At 28.4% G+C, this 18,026-nt stretch carries 17 protein-coding genes; 1 reads left to right on the plus strand and 16 read right to left on the minus strand.

All coding sequences use genetic code 11. The features are described from left to right. Positions 1-34: 34 nt before the first annotated feature. The 12 genes from O3884_RS07175 to O3884_RS07230 form a co-directional block, all read right to left on the minus strand. The gene (locus O3884_RS07175) at positions 35-682 is read right to left on the minus strand and encodes an MmcQ/YjbR family DNA-binding protein (RefSeq protein ID WP_371452632.1); all 648 of its coding nucleotides are present in this window, start codon (positions 680-682) and stop codon (positions 35-37) included. 3 nt (positions 683-685) lie between these two features. After that, positions 686-1,558, minus strand: a complete 873-nt coding sequence (locus O3884_RS07180) for a glutathione S-transferase C-terminal domain-containing protein (protein WP_371452633.1) — start codon at positions 1,556-1,558, stop codon at positions 686-688. A 15-nt stretch (positions 1,559-1,573) separates the two neighbouring features. After that, complete coding sequence (locus tag O3884_RS07185; RefSeq protein ID WP_371452634.1) at positions 1,574-2,533, minus strand: Gfo/Idh/MocA family protein; 960 nt, start codon at positions 2,531-2,533, stop codon at positions 1,574-1,576. A 236-nt stretch (positions 2,534-2,769) separates the two neighbouring features. After that, positions 2,770-3,060, minus strand: coding sequence for a bacteriocin immunity family protein (locus tag O3884_RS07190; protein WP_371452635.1), 291 nt, complete (start codon positions 3,058-3,060; stop codon positions 2,770-2,772). Beyond that, positions 3,053-3,241, minus strand: a complete 189-nt coding sequence (locus O3884_RS07195; RefSeq protein ID WP_371452636.1) for a hypothetical protein — start codon at positions 3,239-3,241, stop codon at positions 3,053-3,055. The genes O3884_RS07190 and O3884_RS07195 overlap by 8 nt, the downstream gene beginning before the upstream one ends. A gap of 215 nt (positions 3,242-3,456) precedes the next feature. Beyond that, positions 3,457-3,561 (minus strand): 3'-5' exonuclease, encoded by a 105-nt coding sequence (locus O3884_RS07200; protein WP_172497884.1) that lies wholly within the window; start codon positions 3,559-3,561, stop codon positions 3,457-3,459. Positions 3,562-4,000: 439 nt separating this feature from the next. Continuing rightward, a complete protein-coding gene (locus O3884_RS07205) occupies positions 4,001-4,645 on the minus strand; it encodes a VTT domain-containing protein (RefSeq protein WP_371452637.1) in 645 nt (214 codons plus the stop codon). An 82-nt stretch (positions 4,646-4,727) separates the two neighbouring features. Then, positions 4,728-5,996: a transcription termination factor Rho gene (gene rho / locus O3884_RS07210; protein ID WP_371452638.1), complete on the minus strand. Its 1,269-nt coding sequence runs from the start codon at positions 5,994-5,996 to the stop codon at positions 4,728-4,730. 184 nt (positions 5,997-6,180) lie between these two features. Then, the gene (locus O3884_RS07215; RefSeq protein WP_371452639.1) at positions 6,181-7,068 is read right to left on the minus strand and encodes a DMT family transporter; all 888 of its coding nucleotides are present in this window, start codon (positions 7,066-7,068) and stop codon (positions 6,181-6,183) included. A gap of 10 nt (positions 7,069-7,078) precedes the next feature. Further along, positions 7,079-8,407 (minus strand): hypothetical protein, encoded by a 1,329-nt coding sequence (locus O3884_RS07220; RefSeq protein WP_371452640.1) that lies wholly within the window; start codon positions 8,405-8,407, stop codon positions 7,079-7,081. 5 nt (positions 8,408-8,412) lie between these two features. Next, positions 8,413-9,228 carry a 6-phosphogluconolactonase gene (locus O3884_RS07225; RefSeq protein ID WP_371452641.1) on the minus strand — a complete coding sequence of 272 codons (816 nt, stop codon included), beginning with the start codon at positions 9,226-9,228 and terminating at the stop codon, positions 8,413-8,415. Positions 9,229-9,327: 99 nt separating this feature from the next. Beyond that, the gene (locus O3884_RS07230) at positions 9,328-12,981 is read right to left on the minus strand and encodes a UvrD-helicase domain-containing protein (RefSeq protein ID WP_371452642.1); all 3,654 of its coding nucleotides are present in this window, start codon (positions 12,979-12,981) and stop codon (positions 9,328-9,330) included. Positions 12,982-13,103: 122 nt separating this feature from the next. Between O3884_RS07230 and O3884_RS07235 the strand changes: the two genes are divergently transcribed. Next, positions 13,104-13,940 carry a metallophosphoesterase gene (locus O3884_RS07235; RefSeq protein WP_371452643.1) on the plus strand — a complete coding sequence of 279 codons (837 nt, stop codon included), beginning with the start codon at positions 13,104-13,106 and terminating at the stop codon, positions 13,938-13,940. A gap of 67 nt (positions 13,941-14,007) precedes the next feature. On the opposite strand, the gene O3884_RS07240 is transcribed toward O3884_RS07235, so the two are convergent. The 4 genes from O3884_RS07240 to O3884_RS07255 form a co-directional block, all read right to left on the minus strand. Further along, positions 14,008-14,379, minus strand: coding sequence for a hypothetical protein (locus O3884_RS07240; RefSeq protein WP_371452644.1), 372 nt, complete (start codon positions 14,377-14,379; stop codon positions 14,008-14,010). A 225-nt stretch (positions 14,380-14,604) separates the two neighbouring features. After that, positions 14,605-16,416 (minus strand): oligoendopeptidase F, encoded by a 1,812-nt coding sequence (gene pepF, locus O3884_RS07245; RefSeq protein WP_371452645.1) that lies wholly within the window; start codon positions 16,414-16,416, stop codon positions 14,605-14,607. Between the two features lie 114 nt (positions 16,417-16,530). Further along, positions 16,531-17,082, minus strand: coding sequence for a GNAT family N-acetyltransferase (locus O3884_RS07250; RefSeq protein ID WP_371452646.1), 552 nt, complete (start codon positions 17,080-17,082; stop codon positions 16,531-16,533). Between the two features lie 8 nt (positions 17,083-17,090). Further along, on the minus strand, positions 17,091-17,996 hold the full coding sequence (locus O3884_RS07255) for a metallophosphoesterase family protein (protein WP_371452647.1): 906 nt from the start codon (positions 17,994-17,996) through the stop codon (positions 17,091-17,093). Positions 17,997-18,026: the final 30 nt, after the last annotated feature.

Genomic DNA, 18,026 nt, shown 5'->3' on the forward strand with positions numbered 1-18,026 from the left:
CGAAATCACGATTTTTGAGTCACTCCCTTTTATTTTATTTAACTAAAGAATAGCTTATGTCGATTAATTCTTTAATAGTTTCCAATTTAACATTTTTATCTAAAACTATGCTAATCCAATGCTTCTTATTCATATGATATGCTGGAAAAATATTTTGATTGTCTATAATATCTAAGATTTTATCCGTAGGATATTTTAGATTTAAAATTTTCACTTTAGTTGTAATATCAGTATTTTTATTTAACTTATTATACTCTACAGCCAATAACAAAGCATACCATTTATTCTTTTCATTTACAAATGCCAATATGTCTGGATGTTTTTTAAAAGGATTAACATGATTTCCACCATATTTATTACAATAATCGATAACTTCTAAACCTATTTTCCCAGATTGATCAGCTAATCCTAATATAGAACTTATTAGATTCTCTACATATTCTCTAACATTTTGAACCGCTTCACCTACAGCACTATCTACGCTAAACAATGAATAAATCTCATCAAACTCTAAATCATAAACTTCTATCAAAAGTTGACTGTCAACCAATACTAATTCTATTAAAAAACTACCATCTAGAATTTCTTTTCGATATATTAATTTTTTCTCTTCTTCCTTAAAGCCAAACCCATTTAGCTGTTCCTTAGAAAAGTTATATTTTTCTACATCTATTATTTTCATTTTTTATTTTTCAAATCTAGCTCTATCGTGACTTTGGCTCCACTTATCTACCTCCGGTCCTTTTGGCACAATAGTTTTCCCTGCTGATAAATAATATCCGATCTTTATTGCTTCAAAGTCTGTTGTAGATCCAAATCCTGGAGTTTGATATAAGTCTTTTAAGTAGTTGAAAATATTAGGATATTCCTCAATTCTCTTTTTATTCGCAGAATATAATCCATAATAAACGACATCAAAGCGAATCATAGTAGTATAAAAACGAATATCTGTTTCTGTTATTGTATTACCGTGGAAGTATCTTTGATTTGATAAACGATCTTCTACTACATCCATCATATTAAAGAATCTTTCGAATGCCTCATCATATTTTTCTTGACTTTCAGCAAATCCCATTCCATATACACCATCATTAATAGCTAAAGCTAATTTTTCATTCCACTCATCGATTTGACCCGCAAGATGTTCAGGATATAGATCTATTCCGTCTTTCTTATGTAGTTTACTAAATACTGTCGCAAATTCATGAAGTAACTCAGCAGATTCTTTTCTAACTACTTTTCCTGTAGTAACATCAACAAGTACCGGTACTGAATATGGTCCTTCATAATCTGAATCACTATTTAAGTACACATCTTTAATTTTTGATTGTTTTAATATTGGGTCTAATCCATCTTTATCTAAGCTAAATTGCCATCCTTCTTCTCCACGACGATAATCCAATGTTCCTAAACTAATTGCATCATCTAATCCTAGTATCTCTCTTGCTATAACTGCTCTATGTGCATATGGGCAGACTGCAGTCCAAAACAATCTATATCTTCCTTCCTCTATAGGTTGTTCTTCTGTTCCAAATGGTTTACTAAAAAATTTTTTCATGTGATTTTCTCCTTTTTAATTTTCTATAAATTTTTTCGCTTCTTCATAAATATACATAACGTTCAAAGTATGTTCTTTCTGACCATTCATAAATTCAAAATCTTTATTATTTATAACTTCAACGAATTTTTTAAACTCAGCAAACATTCTATGTGAATGAATATTTTTATTTTCATTTATAAAGTTATCTTTTGTTTGAATACTGTAATTAGGAACTTCATTGGTAGGACCAATAACTTTAATTATACCTTGATCACCTTGAATATTAACATAACTATTATTAAAAGTATCTTTGGCTGCTATACATACTACTTTAAAGTTATCATATTCTAATAGAAGAATACCCGATGTATCCACATCCATAACTATATTCAGCGAATAATGTACTTTATTAGGTTTACCAAACAATCCAACAACAAAATGAATATTATAGATATTTAAATCTCCAAGTACTCCTCCACCTTTACTCTTATCAAAAACTGGGGCTATTATTCCATTTTTAAATGCTTCATATCTTGAAGAAAGTTGAGAAAAATTACACTCAACAAGACGGATATCTCCAATGTTATCGACATTGTCTTTTATATCAAGATAATTTTTTTGATATTGATTTGTTATTGCTTCTATTAAAATTAATCCTTTGTCTTCAGCGATTTCAAACAATTCTACAGCTTCGTCATACTTTAACGTAAAAGGTTTCTCGCAAATAACATTTTTACCAGCTTCTAGAGCCTTCTTAGCAACTGTATAATGTAAATTATTTGGAACTGCAACATAAATTGTATCTACTTCTTTATTTTCAAAACAAAGATCAATATCAGTATATATTTCTTTAATATTATATTTGTTTTGTAATTCTTTTAAATTTTCAATATTTCTAGCTGCTATAGCTTCTAATTTAATTTCTGGAAGTTCATGAGCAAAAGATAAGAAATCTTTCACTATCATTCCAGAACCAATAATTCCTAATTTCATGTTTTCCTCCAAATTACTATGTATCCTTTAATTATATCTTTATAAACTTACACTAGCAACTTTTCTGCATAAAAAAAGGAATCATGAGCTTTAAGCTCATGACCCTTCTCATCGGACCTAAATTTTGGAGACTCTAAAAAACCTAAGGAATGGAGTCCTTAGGTCTTTACTCTATACAACATACTAACTAATTGCTTTATATACATATTTTACACTGTTTTCTTTGATTTTAAAAATTATTTTTTTAATATAGAATCAAATAAATAAAATCCTATAGAATTATTAGTAAATCTACTAATTTTAGTCATAAAAATACCACCATTACTAGAAATACTTTTTTGTCGTGCTAAATAAGCTAAAGCAGGTGCTAATTGAAATAAAACTGCTTCATAATATTCATTTTCTTTTTCAATTAACAAAATAGCTTTCTTATACAATTCTCTCTCTTTTATTCCAACCTCTTTATCCAATATCAAATTATATAAATCAGTTAAAATTTCTTCTTCATTAGGAACATAATTAAACATATAAAATTCCTAATAATTGCCAATTAATAGTTGGTTTCATTGGTGAACCACCACCATCATTCGCAATAGTAGTATACTGATAAAAAGTAGTAACTTCTGTACTTCCTTTTGCATCAGCTATATTAAAATTTAAAAATATACTACCTGATAATAATAAAACAAAAAATAATTTCTTTTTCATAATAATAGAACCTTCTTTCTGTTATTTTTTAGAAATTTTAACATTTTTTTTCGATATTAGAAATAAATTATTAGATTTATTGTAAGGTAAAAAAATAAAAAATACAAGTCTTTTATTTAACTTTTTAAAATATTTGTTAAAACATCACTCTTTACACTCTGTCAAAATACTTTCTATTTCTTTTAATTCTTTTATAAACTTACTATCTTTATGCCCTATATATACAATCTTTCTTCTACTCTTGTCATTGCTACATAAAGCAATCGTCTTTCTTCTTCTACATTTGTTTCTAACAATACATTTTTATCTAACTTTTTCATAGTTTGCTTTATACAAATAAGAATAATTCTCATCTATATTCATTATAAATACATTTTTAAATTCAAGTCCCTTATATAATTAATTTAACTTTGAATTTATCTCCCTATCAAATTTGATAGATTGTTTTATTTTTTATATTTAGTTATCTTCATACTGGCAAGGGGCTGACTCAAAAGTCCTAAATTTTAACAAAATGTATATAATAATTCATAGACGCAGTGGTTTATTGATATCTAAATTCGCTTTATAAAAGCTTTTTAGATATCTAATAAACTGTGCGGGGGTGACTCTAAAAAATCAAGATTTTTGAGTCACTCCCTTACTTTTTTGTATAACAAAATGTACAAATATTTCTTTTGTAACTACTTTCTTAATTAATAAAAAAATAATTAGTATGGATTTTTCTCATCCACACTAATTATTATACATCCTATTATTTTATGCTTTTTTTCTAGATTTAATTGCTCCAATAACTATTGGAATTAAGCTGATTAAAACAATAGCAATTACAACTACTGAAAAGTTTTTCTTAACATATGAAATGTTTCCAAAGAAGTACCCTACTGATATAAATAATGTACACCAACAAAGACCTCCAAAGAAATCTATCACTCTAAACTTAGAGTATTTCATCTTACCAGCCCCTACGATAAATGGAACTATTGTACGAATAATCGGGAAAAATCTAGCTAAGAAAATAGATTTTCCTCCATGTTTTGCTACAAAGTTTTCAGCGTCCTTTATGTTCTCATCAGACACAAACTTTTTAAACCACGCTTTACTCTTTAGATAATCAGAGAAGTTTCTTCCAATAAAATAGTTACAATTATCACCAATTACTGCGGCACTTACACATAAGAATAATAATAAAAAGATGTTATTCCCTGTTGCAGCCCACAATGCACCACTAGCGAACAATAATGAATCACCTGGTAAAAACGGCATAAACACAACACCAGTTTCAATAAAGATAATTAAAAATATTATCCCATACATCCACCATGGTCCATGTTGTGTCATTAATTCACCAAGATGTTTGTCAATATGCAATACAAAATCAATTAAAAATTTAATTGTTTCCAATGTAATCCTCCTAAAATTAATATGTCCTAATGATTATACCATAGACACTATAGCCTGTCTAATAATCATATAGTTTTAAACATTAATCTCTTATGAATTTTTTCATTTCAGCAATGTAGTCCGCATTACTTTCGTGTTTTCTAAGATGATTTAAAACCCCGATTGTTGGTTCACTAACATCTTCAAGCTTTCTACGTGTTTGCCATAAGATTTTCACTTCATCTTCCGTTAGTAATAAATCTTCTTTTCTTGTAGAACTCTTCAAGAAATCAATAGCCGGATAAACTCTTCTTGAAGCTAACTCTGGTGATAAGACAATTTCCATATTCCCAGTTCCTTTAAACTCTTCAAATATTAGATCATCCATTCTCGAACCAGTATTAATCAAGGCAGTTGCGATTATAGTTAAACTTCCCCCACCTTCTACATTCCTTGCAGCTCCAAAGAATGCTTTTGGCTTGTGAAGGCTCGATGGATCTACCCCTCCACTTAAGACTTTACCACTACTTGGTTCTACAATGTTATAAGCTCGTGCTAATCTTGTAATACTGTCCATAAGTATAATTACATCTTGACCAAGTTCTACACGACGTTTAGCGTGCTCAATTACCAACTCAGCTACTTTGATATGATTTTCAGAAGTTTCATCAAATGTTGAACTTACAACATCCGCTCCTCTTACCGATCTTTCCATATCAGTAACCTCTTCAGGTCTTTCGTCAATTAAAAGAATAATTAACTTCTTATCAGGATAATTTTTCCTAATAGAATTTGCGATATCTTTTAGCAATGTTGTTTTCCCAACTTTAGGTGGTGCAACAATCAATCCACGTTGACCGAATCCAATCGGTGCTACCAAATCAACAAATCTTGTAGAAAGTTTTTCCTTAGTAGTCTCTAAAACAATTTTTTGATTCGGATAAATCGGTGTTAAAGCTTGAAAATGTGCTCTACCTTTTGCAACTTCTGCATCAACATCGTTAACTTTATCAACTTGAAGAATACCTGCAAACCTTTCACCTTCACGAGGTTTACGAACTTTTCCATAGACTTCGTCACCTTTTTTCAACTCAAAACGGCGAATTTGAGAAGCGGAAATATAAATATCCGTCTCTCCTTTTTTATAATCAACCGTTCTCAGAAAACCAAAACCGTTCTCTGGATGAATATCATCTAAAATTCCAGAAGCATAATAATGTTCCTCACTAACTGATTGTTTTTCTAAAATTGCTAAAACTAATTCTTTTTTATTTAAAGTATAATATCTTGGAACACCTAGTTCTTTAGCTAAAGCTGTAAGTTCTTTAGTATTCATACTTTTATACATTTCATCAAATTTAACGTTACTCATTTTCTTCCTTTCTCTGTATATTGTACAGAAATCTAACGAAAAATATTTCAAGAAAAATATTTTATTTAAAATTTTTTAAAATTCCTAACAACTTTAAACGAGAGTAACTTAAAACCATTATTTTCAAAATCGATTTTAAAAGTTACCCCCGTTCGGTTTATAAAATATCTTAAACTCTTATTATTTATCTCTTACTTAGTACAATTACTGCTGATAGAATAAAACCTGCCCCAATTAAGTCTATCGTTCCAAATGTCGTCCCCAGTAACAGGAATGAGAACATTATAGCTGCAATCGGTTCAAAGCATCCGATAATACTTCCCGTGACCGCACCAATTAACCTAACACCTTCTAGATATGTAGAAAATGATAAAATTGTACCAACTAAAATTACTCCTGACATACATATTAAATCAATTAATTTAAAATTATCCGGAATATAATAACTACCTGTTAAAAAGTATACTACAATACCAGAAAATAATAGTCCCCAAGCCATTATAGGCATTACACCGTATTTTGTAGTTAAACTTATTGAAAAAATATTATAACTAGCAAGACCAAATGCAGAAAGTAATCCCCAAAATAATCCTAATGTAGAAATAGTCAGTTTACTAAAATCAAAATGGGTTGCTATTAACACAGTTCCAAATAGTGAAACTACTATTGCAATAACTTCTCTCGGAAGGGGCCATCTTCTACCTATGACACAATAATATAACATTATTATTACTGGACCAATATACTGTATAACCGTTGCCATACCGGCATTAGTATACTTAATTGTTAAAAAAAATGTTCCCTGACAGATTAACAGACCAAAAAATGAGAAATTTAGTAGTTTTAAAATATCTTTCTTATCTGAAAATACTCTTACTAAGTTGTTTTTATCTTTAAGGAATAACATAGCTACCATTACGATTCCAGAGAAAAATAATCTATTAGCTATTATCCAAACAGGGTCTATTTTTGATATATTTAGTAAATATTCCCCTAATACTCCTGATAATCCCCAACATGTAGCCCCTAGTAAGGTGAAGATTATACCTTTTTTCATCGTACTTTGTCCCATAGTTACTCTCCTAATGATCAAATAGTTTCAGACTAGAACTAACAATTTTATTAGATTTTTCTATTACTTCATCATATTTCTCATCTTTTGATAATAAGATACTAGTGAATAAAGTAATCATATTGTTCTGAGCTACCATCATATTTCCACAAGTATAAAACTTAGCATCTAAATCATTAGTAATGTATCCGAAAGGAGAGTACCAAAAACCATACCCTACATTATAATTTTCATCGAAGAATTTCTTCGCGACATTTTCTGGATAACCTTTTATTATCGGCATAGGATATAAAAGACTAAGAGCTTTTATCGCTTGTTGCGAATCTTCAACTTTAGAATTTAAAACAGAAAATACATCAAGCTTTTTACCCATTAGTGTCTTATCATCATACACCTTAAAATCAGTATTATAATGGGATTCAAAATTTTCCTTATACTCATTGATTATTTCTTCTTCATCAAACATAATTGAATAATCATTATTAAATAAGTTTTCTTTCTTCAAATAAAGATGTGCTTTTAGATCATTATCTGTGTAATCTAAGGATATTAGAGGGTTTGTAGTAATGAATAAACTTTTTTTAGATTCAAATGCTATAAAGTACCTATTTTTACTTAGAAGATATTTTGTTACCGCTCCTAAAGAAGTATTATTTTCTAATAATATTAAATTTTTTCTTGATAAAACTATTCGTTTTAATTCTTCTTTTTCTATTTGAAGAAGAGCTTTTCTAATATTTTCTTGCCAAAGCTCTGGATAAATCTCTCTAACAACATTAATCTGTGGTTCACTAGATATTTCATTTTCATCATCAAGTTTGTTTAAAAATGAAATTCTCTCCGCCCATAATTCAGAAAACTCTTTTTCCTCTTTCATATTAAAGAACAATGTAATATAAACATCATCACCTTTAAAAACTGCGAGTATACCTGGTACAACAAACGAAGTATCACTAAAATCTACCCACTCTTGGCTGTTTTTATTATTACCGTCAGAAATTCCACCGTAAATACCAAAGTATTCACAATCATGTTCATCTATCTCTAAAATACTTACCTGTGCTCTTAACTCTTCAAACCCAGATAGAACACTACTATTATCAAAACTTGTTAAAAAATCATTAGAGTCTAATAACCATGTTGCTTCATAACCTATTCCAATTATAGAAGATTTAGTATCAGGGGTTCTTATAATAAATCTCTCACCTTTTTTTGGAGTGAAAAGACTGATAAATTGAGCTTCAGTAAAAGTTTTCTTCAATTTGAATTTTACAACAAGCTTATCATCAAGAACTGTATCACTAAAATCATAATCTATAATTTTCTGATAATCATTCATACTTATTACCTATCCTTTTTTTTCTCCTCATTTTGTAATTTTTCTTCACGTTCTTTAATTTCTAATTTTTTTTGTCTTTGTTTAATAAGTCTATTTACTTCTTCTTCTGATTTATAACTAGCTTCTTTATCAGTAAAAATAAATAGATTTTTATGATTATTTAAGATTGACAGAATAGTCTTATTGTCTGAATCCTCATTCTCAAATAATTCTGCTATGTATTGTCTCTTATCACTACCTAATACAACTACAAATAAATTTCTGGCTGCCATTAGGTTTTCATATCCAATACTTATTAATTTATTACCGTTTATTTCCATTCCAGCCATCTGAAGCTTAGATTTTTCCTCATTTGAAAATTCTACAATGTGAAGATCTTTATTTTCTTCATCTGCATATCGATAATCAAGTATTCCACCATCTGATCCTAAGAAAACTACGGCAACATCGATTGGATTCTCATCTAATACTTCTTTATAGCTAGTTAAATCTTTATCACATTCATCACTGTTTAAAGCTTCAGGATAATAAATGTTTTTCGCTTCAACATCTAATTTCTTGAAAAGTTCATGTCTTGCATAACGATATAATCCAAATCTTTCCTCTATATCAATATCAGCAAACTCACGTTGCCCTAGCATAATTACATGTTTATAACGATATTTCCCCATTTTATTATCATCTATCATTCTATTTGTAAATTGAGTATTAATAATATTTTCTGGTAAACAAATAACTGCACCATCTTCTAAATTTTTTTCAAATTCATCATACATTCTATTTAAAACTGCTGTTTCACTATTACATACTATATATTTCACAATTTCACCTCCATAGTTTAATAAATCATTTTTTATTATACCACAATTAGACTCTACTAACAACGTGATAAAATTTCATAATTGTGCTATTATTTTAAGTTACTCTATTTCAATTAAACTTGACAGAACATAAGAATAGACATAAGTTTTAATATTATTTATTTTATAATATTCTGCTATCGCTTCTTTATAAATTCTAAGTTGTTCTCTGTGTCTATCTCGTAAAACTTCTTCTCCGTTCCTACTAGTCACGTGATCCGTTTTATAATCTACGATAATTGCTTCATCATCAGAAATTTTAATAAATAAATCGACAACCCCTTGCAGTATAACATCTATATCACTTTCACTATCATCATATAATTCTTTTGCTTTCTTAGCAGTTGTGAAAGCTATCTCGGTTTGACAGAACTTACTTTTAGATACTAATTTTATTAACTCACTATTAATAAAATTAGTAATCTTTTCTATATCATCTTTATTATTTATATTATCAAATTCTTCTTGAGATAGTATTCTATGTTCTTTTATATTCTGTAGCAAATTATCTGTTTTCTTTAAGCTATCGATGTAACTCACTACATCCGAAATCTCTACTCCTGCTCTCGTATCATTAACTATCTTTTCAAAAAGTTTATGAATGATATTCCCTCTTAAAATCGCCTTGCTAGTAGATGTTGATTTTTTCAATGTAGTTAATTCTAAGTATCCTCGTTTTTCTTTTTTATGATTCCACTCATGATCTTTAGTATTAATTTTTTTCAAGGCACTATATGAAGTTTTAGCAGGAAATACTTTATTTTTTACTTCAATCGTGTGATTATCACTTTGTTTGCTTGATTCTTCCTGTTGCTTACTTTCAAATTGTTTATAAAAATCTTCTAAATTAAATTCCGAACTATCTTCTTCATCTTTTACAAGTGGCTCACTTTCATAAACTTTAAACAAAGCATCTTTTTCATTTTCAAAAATAAACTCTTCTCCATAATCACTCAGTAGATTATTTAAGATTTTCTCAAAATTATCATCCTCTATTAGAGCTTGATATAACGGTTTATCTTTAGCCTTCTCATTATTTAATTCTACACCATTTGGACTCACGAGGTATAGCGAATTTTCAGCACGAGTCAGTGCAACGTATAAATTACGTACTTCTTCTTCTCTTTCACGTAATTTTATTAAAATACTATTATATTTATACAGCTGATTCAATTTTTCTATATTACTAGAAATTAAACCAAACTTTTGAGCTAATTCTTCTGCGTTGATACTTAAACCAAAGATTTCTGTGAATAATAATTCACCTGTATAACCTCTTTTACTAAATGAAGTATCTAAATCTGCCACAAAGACTGTTTTATATTCTAATCCTTTCGAAATATGAATCGTTGATAAAGTTACACTATCATTTGGTGTGCGTTTTTTTGTTTCAAATACCTCATCATTTTTTATAATTTTTAATTGATTTACCAAGCCACTCAATTTATTATCTATATTTTGATAGTCATTAACAATATCTATAAAGTTTTCATAATAATCTAATTCTTCATCATTTGTATCAATTGTTACTAAATAATTTTTAAAATCTGTATCAATAGCTATACATTCCAATAGATTTGGAAGTGAGTTGTTCAAACTGAAATTCAACCATTTTTTTAATAAATTTACAGTATTATAATCTTTTTCCTTTTCACTATTTTGTAATTTTTCAAAAAGATTTTTCCCTTTTGTTATGGATAATTTTAATAATTCATCATTACTGTAATCAAATATTTCAGTATGTAAAATTGCTAGTAAACTAGCGTCTCTATTCGTATTATCTAAAAACCTAAGAATATTATACAAAATATTAAATGTATTAGATTCAGTAAATCCTACCTTTTCCTTAAAGAATAACGGTATATTGTATTTGGCAAAAACTTCTTTAAAACTAGACATTTTTGTACTATTTCTAACTAAAATAGCATAGTCACTATATTTTTTTCCATTTTTTATACCTAATAATATTTCATAGGCAATATTTTCTATAGATTGTTCTCTATATGATTTCTTATCTTCTAAAGGTTCACCTGTAAAATAATTAATCTTACCATTAATTAACCTAGTTGGAATAATTTCAGAACTATTCTTTTCTTTTGCTTTCGGATAATATAGTGCACTATCTTCTCCATAACTTACCCCAGCATTTTTATTCCCCATAAGTCTATTAAAAATATAATTACTAGATTTTAATATATTAACATCACTTCTAAAGTTTTCTTTTAAAACTATACAAATTCCTTCAGAATCATTTTCAAAAGAATATTCTTGTTTTTCTGAATAATTATCAATTTCTAGTTTTCTATAACTATTATATTTCTGTTCGAATAAATCAGGATTTGATCCTCTAAAGCCGTAGATCGCTTGTTTCACATCGCCTACCCTAAAGAAATATACGCCTTCTCCTCTAATCAGATTTAAGATATACTCTTGAAGGTTATTATTGTCTTGATACTCATCAACATATATTTCTAAGAAATAATTTTTATAATACTGGGCCGCTTCACTAGGAACAATTTCTCCATTCTCTTCTCTAGTTAAAGCCTTTATAGCAAGGTGGTTTAAATCAGAAAAGTCTAAAAAGTTATTCTCTCGTTTTCTTTTAATGAAATCATTGTGCAGTTTCTTCAATAAACTTGTAATCGACTTAGCCAATAAATTCATTTTTTCTATAACTCTAAAATAATTTAAATAATCAATAAGAACTCCGTGAACTTCACTTAATAGCCCAGCATCATAAATATTATCTTCAATCTCAAACTGTGTATTAAGCTTACTTATAAGCTCTTTTATCTCTTCAAGTTGTTCTTGATTACTCTTTATAGAAACTTCATCTTCATCTATATACCTTGCAAGCTTTTCTTTTTTTGTTTCATCTAAATTTACAAGAGACAATATATCTAATGAACTTTCCTTCTTACTATTTATTAAGTACTGTTGTACATACTCACTGAAATCTATCGCAGTAGCTATACTTTCCTTTTGAGTTAGCTCACTAACTTTATTAAACTTATCTATTACACTATTTTCTTCAACTTCAAAATTGGTAGTTACTAAATTGTTTAGTTTTGCAAAATCTTCATCTAGATAATTTTGGAAATTTGGAATATTTAATAGTTTATAGTATAAATCAATAATATAAGAACTAATATTTTGTTTAGAGCCAAATACTGTAAATAATAGGTCAGTCGTATTAGAATCTTCCTGTACTAATTGTTCAAGAACATTTCCTATCGTTTCATTCAATAATCCTCTACTATTCGCAAGTATACTAAAATTAGGTGATAAATATTTAATTTCATCATCAATCTTTTCTTCAACTAGATAATAAAATTTCTTCAGTACATTTAAACAAAAACTATCAATAGTACTTATATAAGCATCATTCATTAACATTCTTTGTTTTCTTAGATATATTAAATCTTCTTCCTTATTAGTAGATAGTAATCGTTCACTGATTTTATTCTCAATTCTTACAATCATATTCTTCGCCCCAGCAGTCGTGAATGTCAGTACTAGTAGACGATCCACATCCCATCTATTAGAAGCTACCTTCCTCGCGATTCTTTCAGAGAGCACTTCAGTTTTACCACTTCCAGCAGCTGCCGCAACAAGAACATCAGCACCGATAATAGCTATTGCTTGCCATTGCGGGGCTGAATAAGAGTGTTTTCTAGAAGCAGCTATTTTATCAATCTTCTCAATTTTTATCATATATTTATCCTCTAATTTCACATTAATTATCATTATATATTTTAACATACTTTAAGCTTTATGGTATAATATTTTAAAATACTATTATGTTTATTACTAAATTATTTTAAAGGTGAAATGTAATGAATCGAAAAATTTTAGCGCTAGCTCCAATTATTGCAGCTAGTTCAATAATAAGACAAAATAAAAAATTAAAAGTAAGAAAAACTACTCTTAAGTTTGATAAACTACCTCAAGATTTTGACAATTTTAAAATCGCTCAAGTTAGCGACATTCACTGTGATAGGATTGGATATAGTGACCTGTCATTTATAAAAAAAATTAAGAATTTTAATCCGGATATAATTGTTATTACTGGAGATATTCTAGATAGCTATAATAATGATATGGATATTGCTTATAACATTCTAAGTCAATTAGCAATAGTAGCCCCGTGTTATTTCGTCTCTGGAAATCATGAACTAAGACTTCCTGAAGAATACGAGCAACTTAAAAATAGAATGAAAAAACTTAATATTACATATTTACACAACAGTAAGCTATTTATCACAAAAAATAATGAAAGTATTAATTTGGTTGGAGTTGAGGATTATAATTTCTTTAAAAATGAAGATAAGTTAAATCATAGAGCAAACTTCATAAAAACTTTAGAAGAACTTTACTCACCAAATCACTTTAATATACTTTTATCACACAGACCTGAGAAATTTTCGATTTACGCAGATATAAAATACGATCTTATCTTTGCAGGACATGCTCATGGTGGTCAATGGAGAATTCCATTTGTAGGTGGTATCTACTCTCCTAGTCAAGGTTTCTTTCCAAAATATACTAATGGCAACTATGTACTAGAAGATTCAACTTTAATTGTTTCTCAAGGGCTTGGCAACAGTTCATTCCCTATTAGGATTAATAATAGAATAGAGTTAGTTTTAGCAACATTAAAAAAAATAAAATAGAAATAAATTACCGACTCAAAAAGTTAGAACTCGATTCTTTCTTTTTAGAGTCGGTAATTTAATTATATTATTTTACAGCTGAAGTTTTTGGCAATGCTTTTTTAACATTTTTATCCATTGGTTTTACTTGTTTTTTAGGTGTTTGAGTAGCATCTGGAAGTTTAAATTCTGGTTTGTGATTAACCAGTGCGTCTCCATTTGTATGAGTTTCAGTTAATTTATCATATTTTTTGGCAGCATCATCTAGATATTTTTTTTCAGCATCTCCTGCTTCTTTACCAGTTGGTGTATCTACATCTTTCGGTGAAGCTGATGGTGTAGTTCCTGCAGGAGTTGTTGGTTGTGTTGGCCCTTCTGCTTTTACAAATCCCCCTGAAAGTGTTCCAAATGGAACAGCAAGTGCTACTAAAGCTGTTAGTAATAATTTTTTAGATTTCATATTAAAAATCTCCTTTACAAATAATTTTTTCAAATATATTATACTGCTACTATATAATTATATCAACAAAAATTTGTTTTTTTACGTAAACGAAAACCTTTAAAATTAACTTTTATAAAGAAAATAGACTCTCTTTTTTTATAATTTTAATATTTTAAATCTCGGAGACATATATAAAGAATCACCTGTATAGCTCATTTAACTATACAAGTGACTCTTTAATTATTAAAAATATAATTTTTCAAATTTTTCTATTTTTTCTTCGAAGTCTTGAAGAGCTAATTCAATTGGTTCTGGTTTAGACATATCTACACCTGCATTTTTTAGGACCTCAATTGGATAATTAGAGCATCCTTTTGAAAGAAACTCATCAATATAAACTCTAGCATTTTTACTGTCTTCTAGGATTAACTTAGATAAAGCTTGTGCTGCTGAGTAACCAGTCGCATATTGGTACACATAGTAATTGTAATAAAAGTGAGGTACTCTAGACCATTCATATTTTATATCTTCATCATAAGTAAATACATCACCGTAGTATTTCTTAATTAAGTTGAAGTATTCAGTATTTAAATATTCAGCTGTTATAGCTCCCCCATTTTGAAGATGTTGATTAATTTTATGCTCAAATTCTGCAAATTGTGTTTGTCTGTATACTGTAGCTGTAAAGCCGCTTAATGCTTCATTTAGAACTCGTAGCATTCCATTTTTATTACCTTCTTTTTCGAATTTATTATAAAGGTATTCCGTTAATAATGCTTCATTACAAGTTGATGCAACCTCTGCAACAAATATTGAATAATCTCCATATACGTATGGCTGATGTTTTCTAGTATAGTAAGAATGCATAGAGTGCCCAAGTTCATGAATTAAAGTATATACATCATTTAATGTACCATCAAAATTTAATAGTACAAATGGTTTTGTAGTATAGCCACCCCATGAATATGCACCAGAACGTTTACCTTTATTTGGATAAACATCAATCCATCGTTCTGTAAATGCTTTTCTCATATCATTAACGTACTCTTCACCCATTGGTTTAACCGCTTCAAGTACAATATCACGAGCCTCTTCGAATGTAAATTTCAATGGTTCTCCTTTTACCATCGATACTGATCTATCGTATAGTCTAAAATCTTCAAAGCCTTTCGCTCTTTTATGTAAACTATAGTATCTTTGTAAAGCAGGGATTTTCTGATTTACAACCGATACTAAATTATCATAAACTTCTTCTGGAATTAAGTTATTAGATAATGCATTATTTCTTGTTGATGAATATTTATGAACATCTGCATAATATTTTTTTCTTTTTAAGTTTCCACCTAATGTAGAAGCTAATGTATTATTATGTTTTTTAAAATAATTATATAAAGCACGGAATGTATTTTTTCTAAGGACTCTATCCGTACTTTCCATATAAGTTCCATAAGTACCATGAGTTAAAGTATGTTTATTTCCATCTTTATCTTCTACTTGTTCAAATTCAACATCAGCATTATTTAATGCTGAAAAAGTTTCATCACTTGCATTTAAAGCTTCTCCAGCCATCGCGATGATTTTTTCTTGTTCTGCATCTAATGTATGAGGTCGTTTTTTATTAAGTTTTTCTAATTTAAACTTATAAACTTTTAATTCTTCTAATTCTTCTAATTCTTCTACATATCCTGAAAGTACATTCTCTTCAATAGAAAGAAGTTCCGGTTTTAAAAATGACCATTCAGAATCAAACTTAGAATTTAAATTCATAGTTTTAGCATATATTTCACCATATTCTGCATTTGTACTATCCTGATCTTTTCTTAGAAAAGCATAAATAGTTAATTGTTCCATTTTTAAAGACATATCTTCTTCTGCTTTAAAAACTTCTAATAATCCTTTTGCTCCTTCTTTAACTTTTCCTCTATATTGTTTTATTTCAGGGATAAGTTTTTCAACTTCTTTAAATTGGTTCCAAAAATCTTCATTTGTTTTAAACATCGATTCTAAGTCCCAAGTATTTTCAACTTTTTGATCTTTTCTTAGTAATTCCACCATATTATTTCTCCTTATGTATAATACATAGTCTTCATTATAGCACATATTTTAGTAATTTGGTAATATATATTTTTAAAATTAACTTAAATTTTCTGAAAACAAAAAACTAATCCTCTACTTCCTTCTTATCAAGTGATCATAATTTTCATGCCCTATAAAGATTTCACAATTTTTTTTGAATCCATAACTTTCATATAATTTTCTCGCTCTATCATTTGACTGAGCAACATTTAAACTTAACTTATGATATCCACTATTAACAAATTCTGTTAAGAGCTTATTACCAATACCTTCTCCTCTTGCATGAGAAAAAACAAATAATGTGTCTAAATAGAATTCTCCAACCAATACTTCATCATAATCAAAAATCATCGAATCTTTCTTCAGATTAAAATTACTTACAACTTCGCCATACCAAAACTCTTTCATTTTATTGACTTCATCATAATGATATGTGAAAGAGAATCCTTTAATCTCACCTTCAATTTCATATACCGTACAATTTTTATAACTAAATCTGTCATATTCAGATGAAAATACATATTCTAAAATCTTTAAAACCTTCTCTTCTGAATAATCTTTTAAGATATCTATCTCTAATGATTTAATAAAGTCAAATAATCCTTCTACTACTTTATTATCTTCTTTCGTTGCTTTTCTAATCATTTTTCCTCCTATACAATAATATCTTCTATCTCTAATGACGTTCCATTAATTATACGACTTTTATAAGAAATACTCGCCGGGGAATCATCTGTCCATATTTCTTCAAACCATAATCTGAATTTTTCTATATCAAAATCAACTTTAACCAATTCAACATATAATCCATTTCTATATTCCGAATATATCGCTTTTTCATGGCTACTTTTAGCTATTCTAGTAATTAGACCAAATGTTTGTCCCTGGATATTCGCCATTCCTGCTGCGCCATTATTAATAACAATATTTCTACCATTATCATAGACTGCTGGTAAGCACGTATGTGTTGTTGCTAGTATATCAATATTGTTTTCTTCAAACCAACTATCTAGCTCTTTCTTTCTAGATTCTAATTTCAAATTATCATTTGAACATTCCCAACCTGACATACTTTTTTCATCACCATGGGTAATTGCAATCTTTTTACCTGAAAAATCTAAAACTAAGGTTTTTGAACGTTCTTTTATATCATTAAGAATATCATCACCTTTAATATTTTCTTTCATCATATTATGAATAATATTTGATCGTTCTACCACTCCATCACTAACATCCTGAGGATAATTACAACCACATCCTAAAGATGATGTATTATTTAATAATTCAAATTCAACATTTCCTAAAAGTTTTATACTATCTTTAGATAACTCCTCAACCTTTAAAAAATCTTCTTTTTCGACATCAAACCAATGCATATCACCATTAAAAACTACTTTCGCATTTTCATCCTGTGCCATTTCATTGATAATCTCTAAAGCATAACTATTTCCATATAACCCTCCAACTACATAGATTACTTCTGCTTCCAATTTTTTAATTTTTTTTGTCCAATTCTTCCTAAGAATATACTCTAATGAACAATTTCTACCTTTTTCCATATAACTCTCTCCAAAATAAATAAAAGTAAA

The organism is Gemella sp. 20925_1_85 (assembly GCF_041433735.1).
Lineage (GTDB): Bacteria > Bacillota > Bacilli > Staphylococcales > Gemellaceae > Gemella.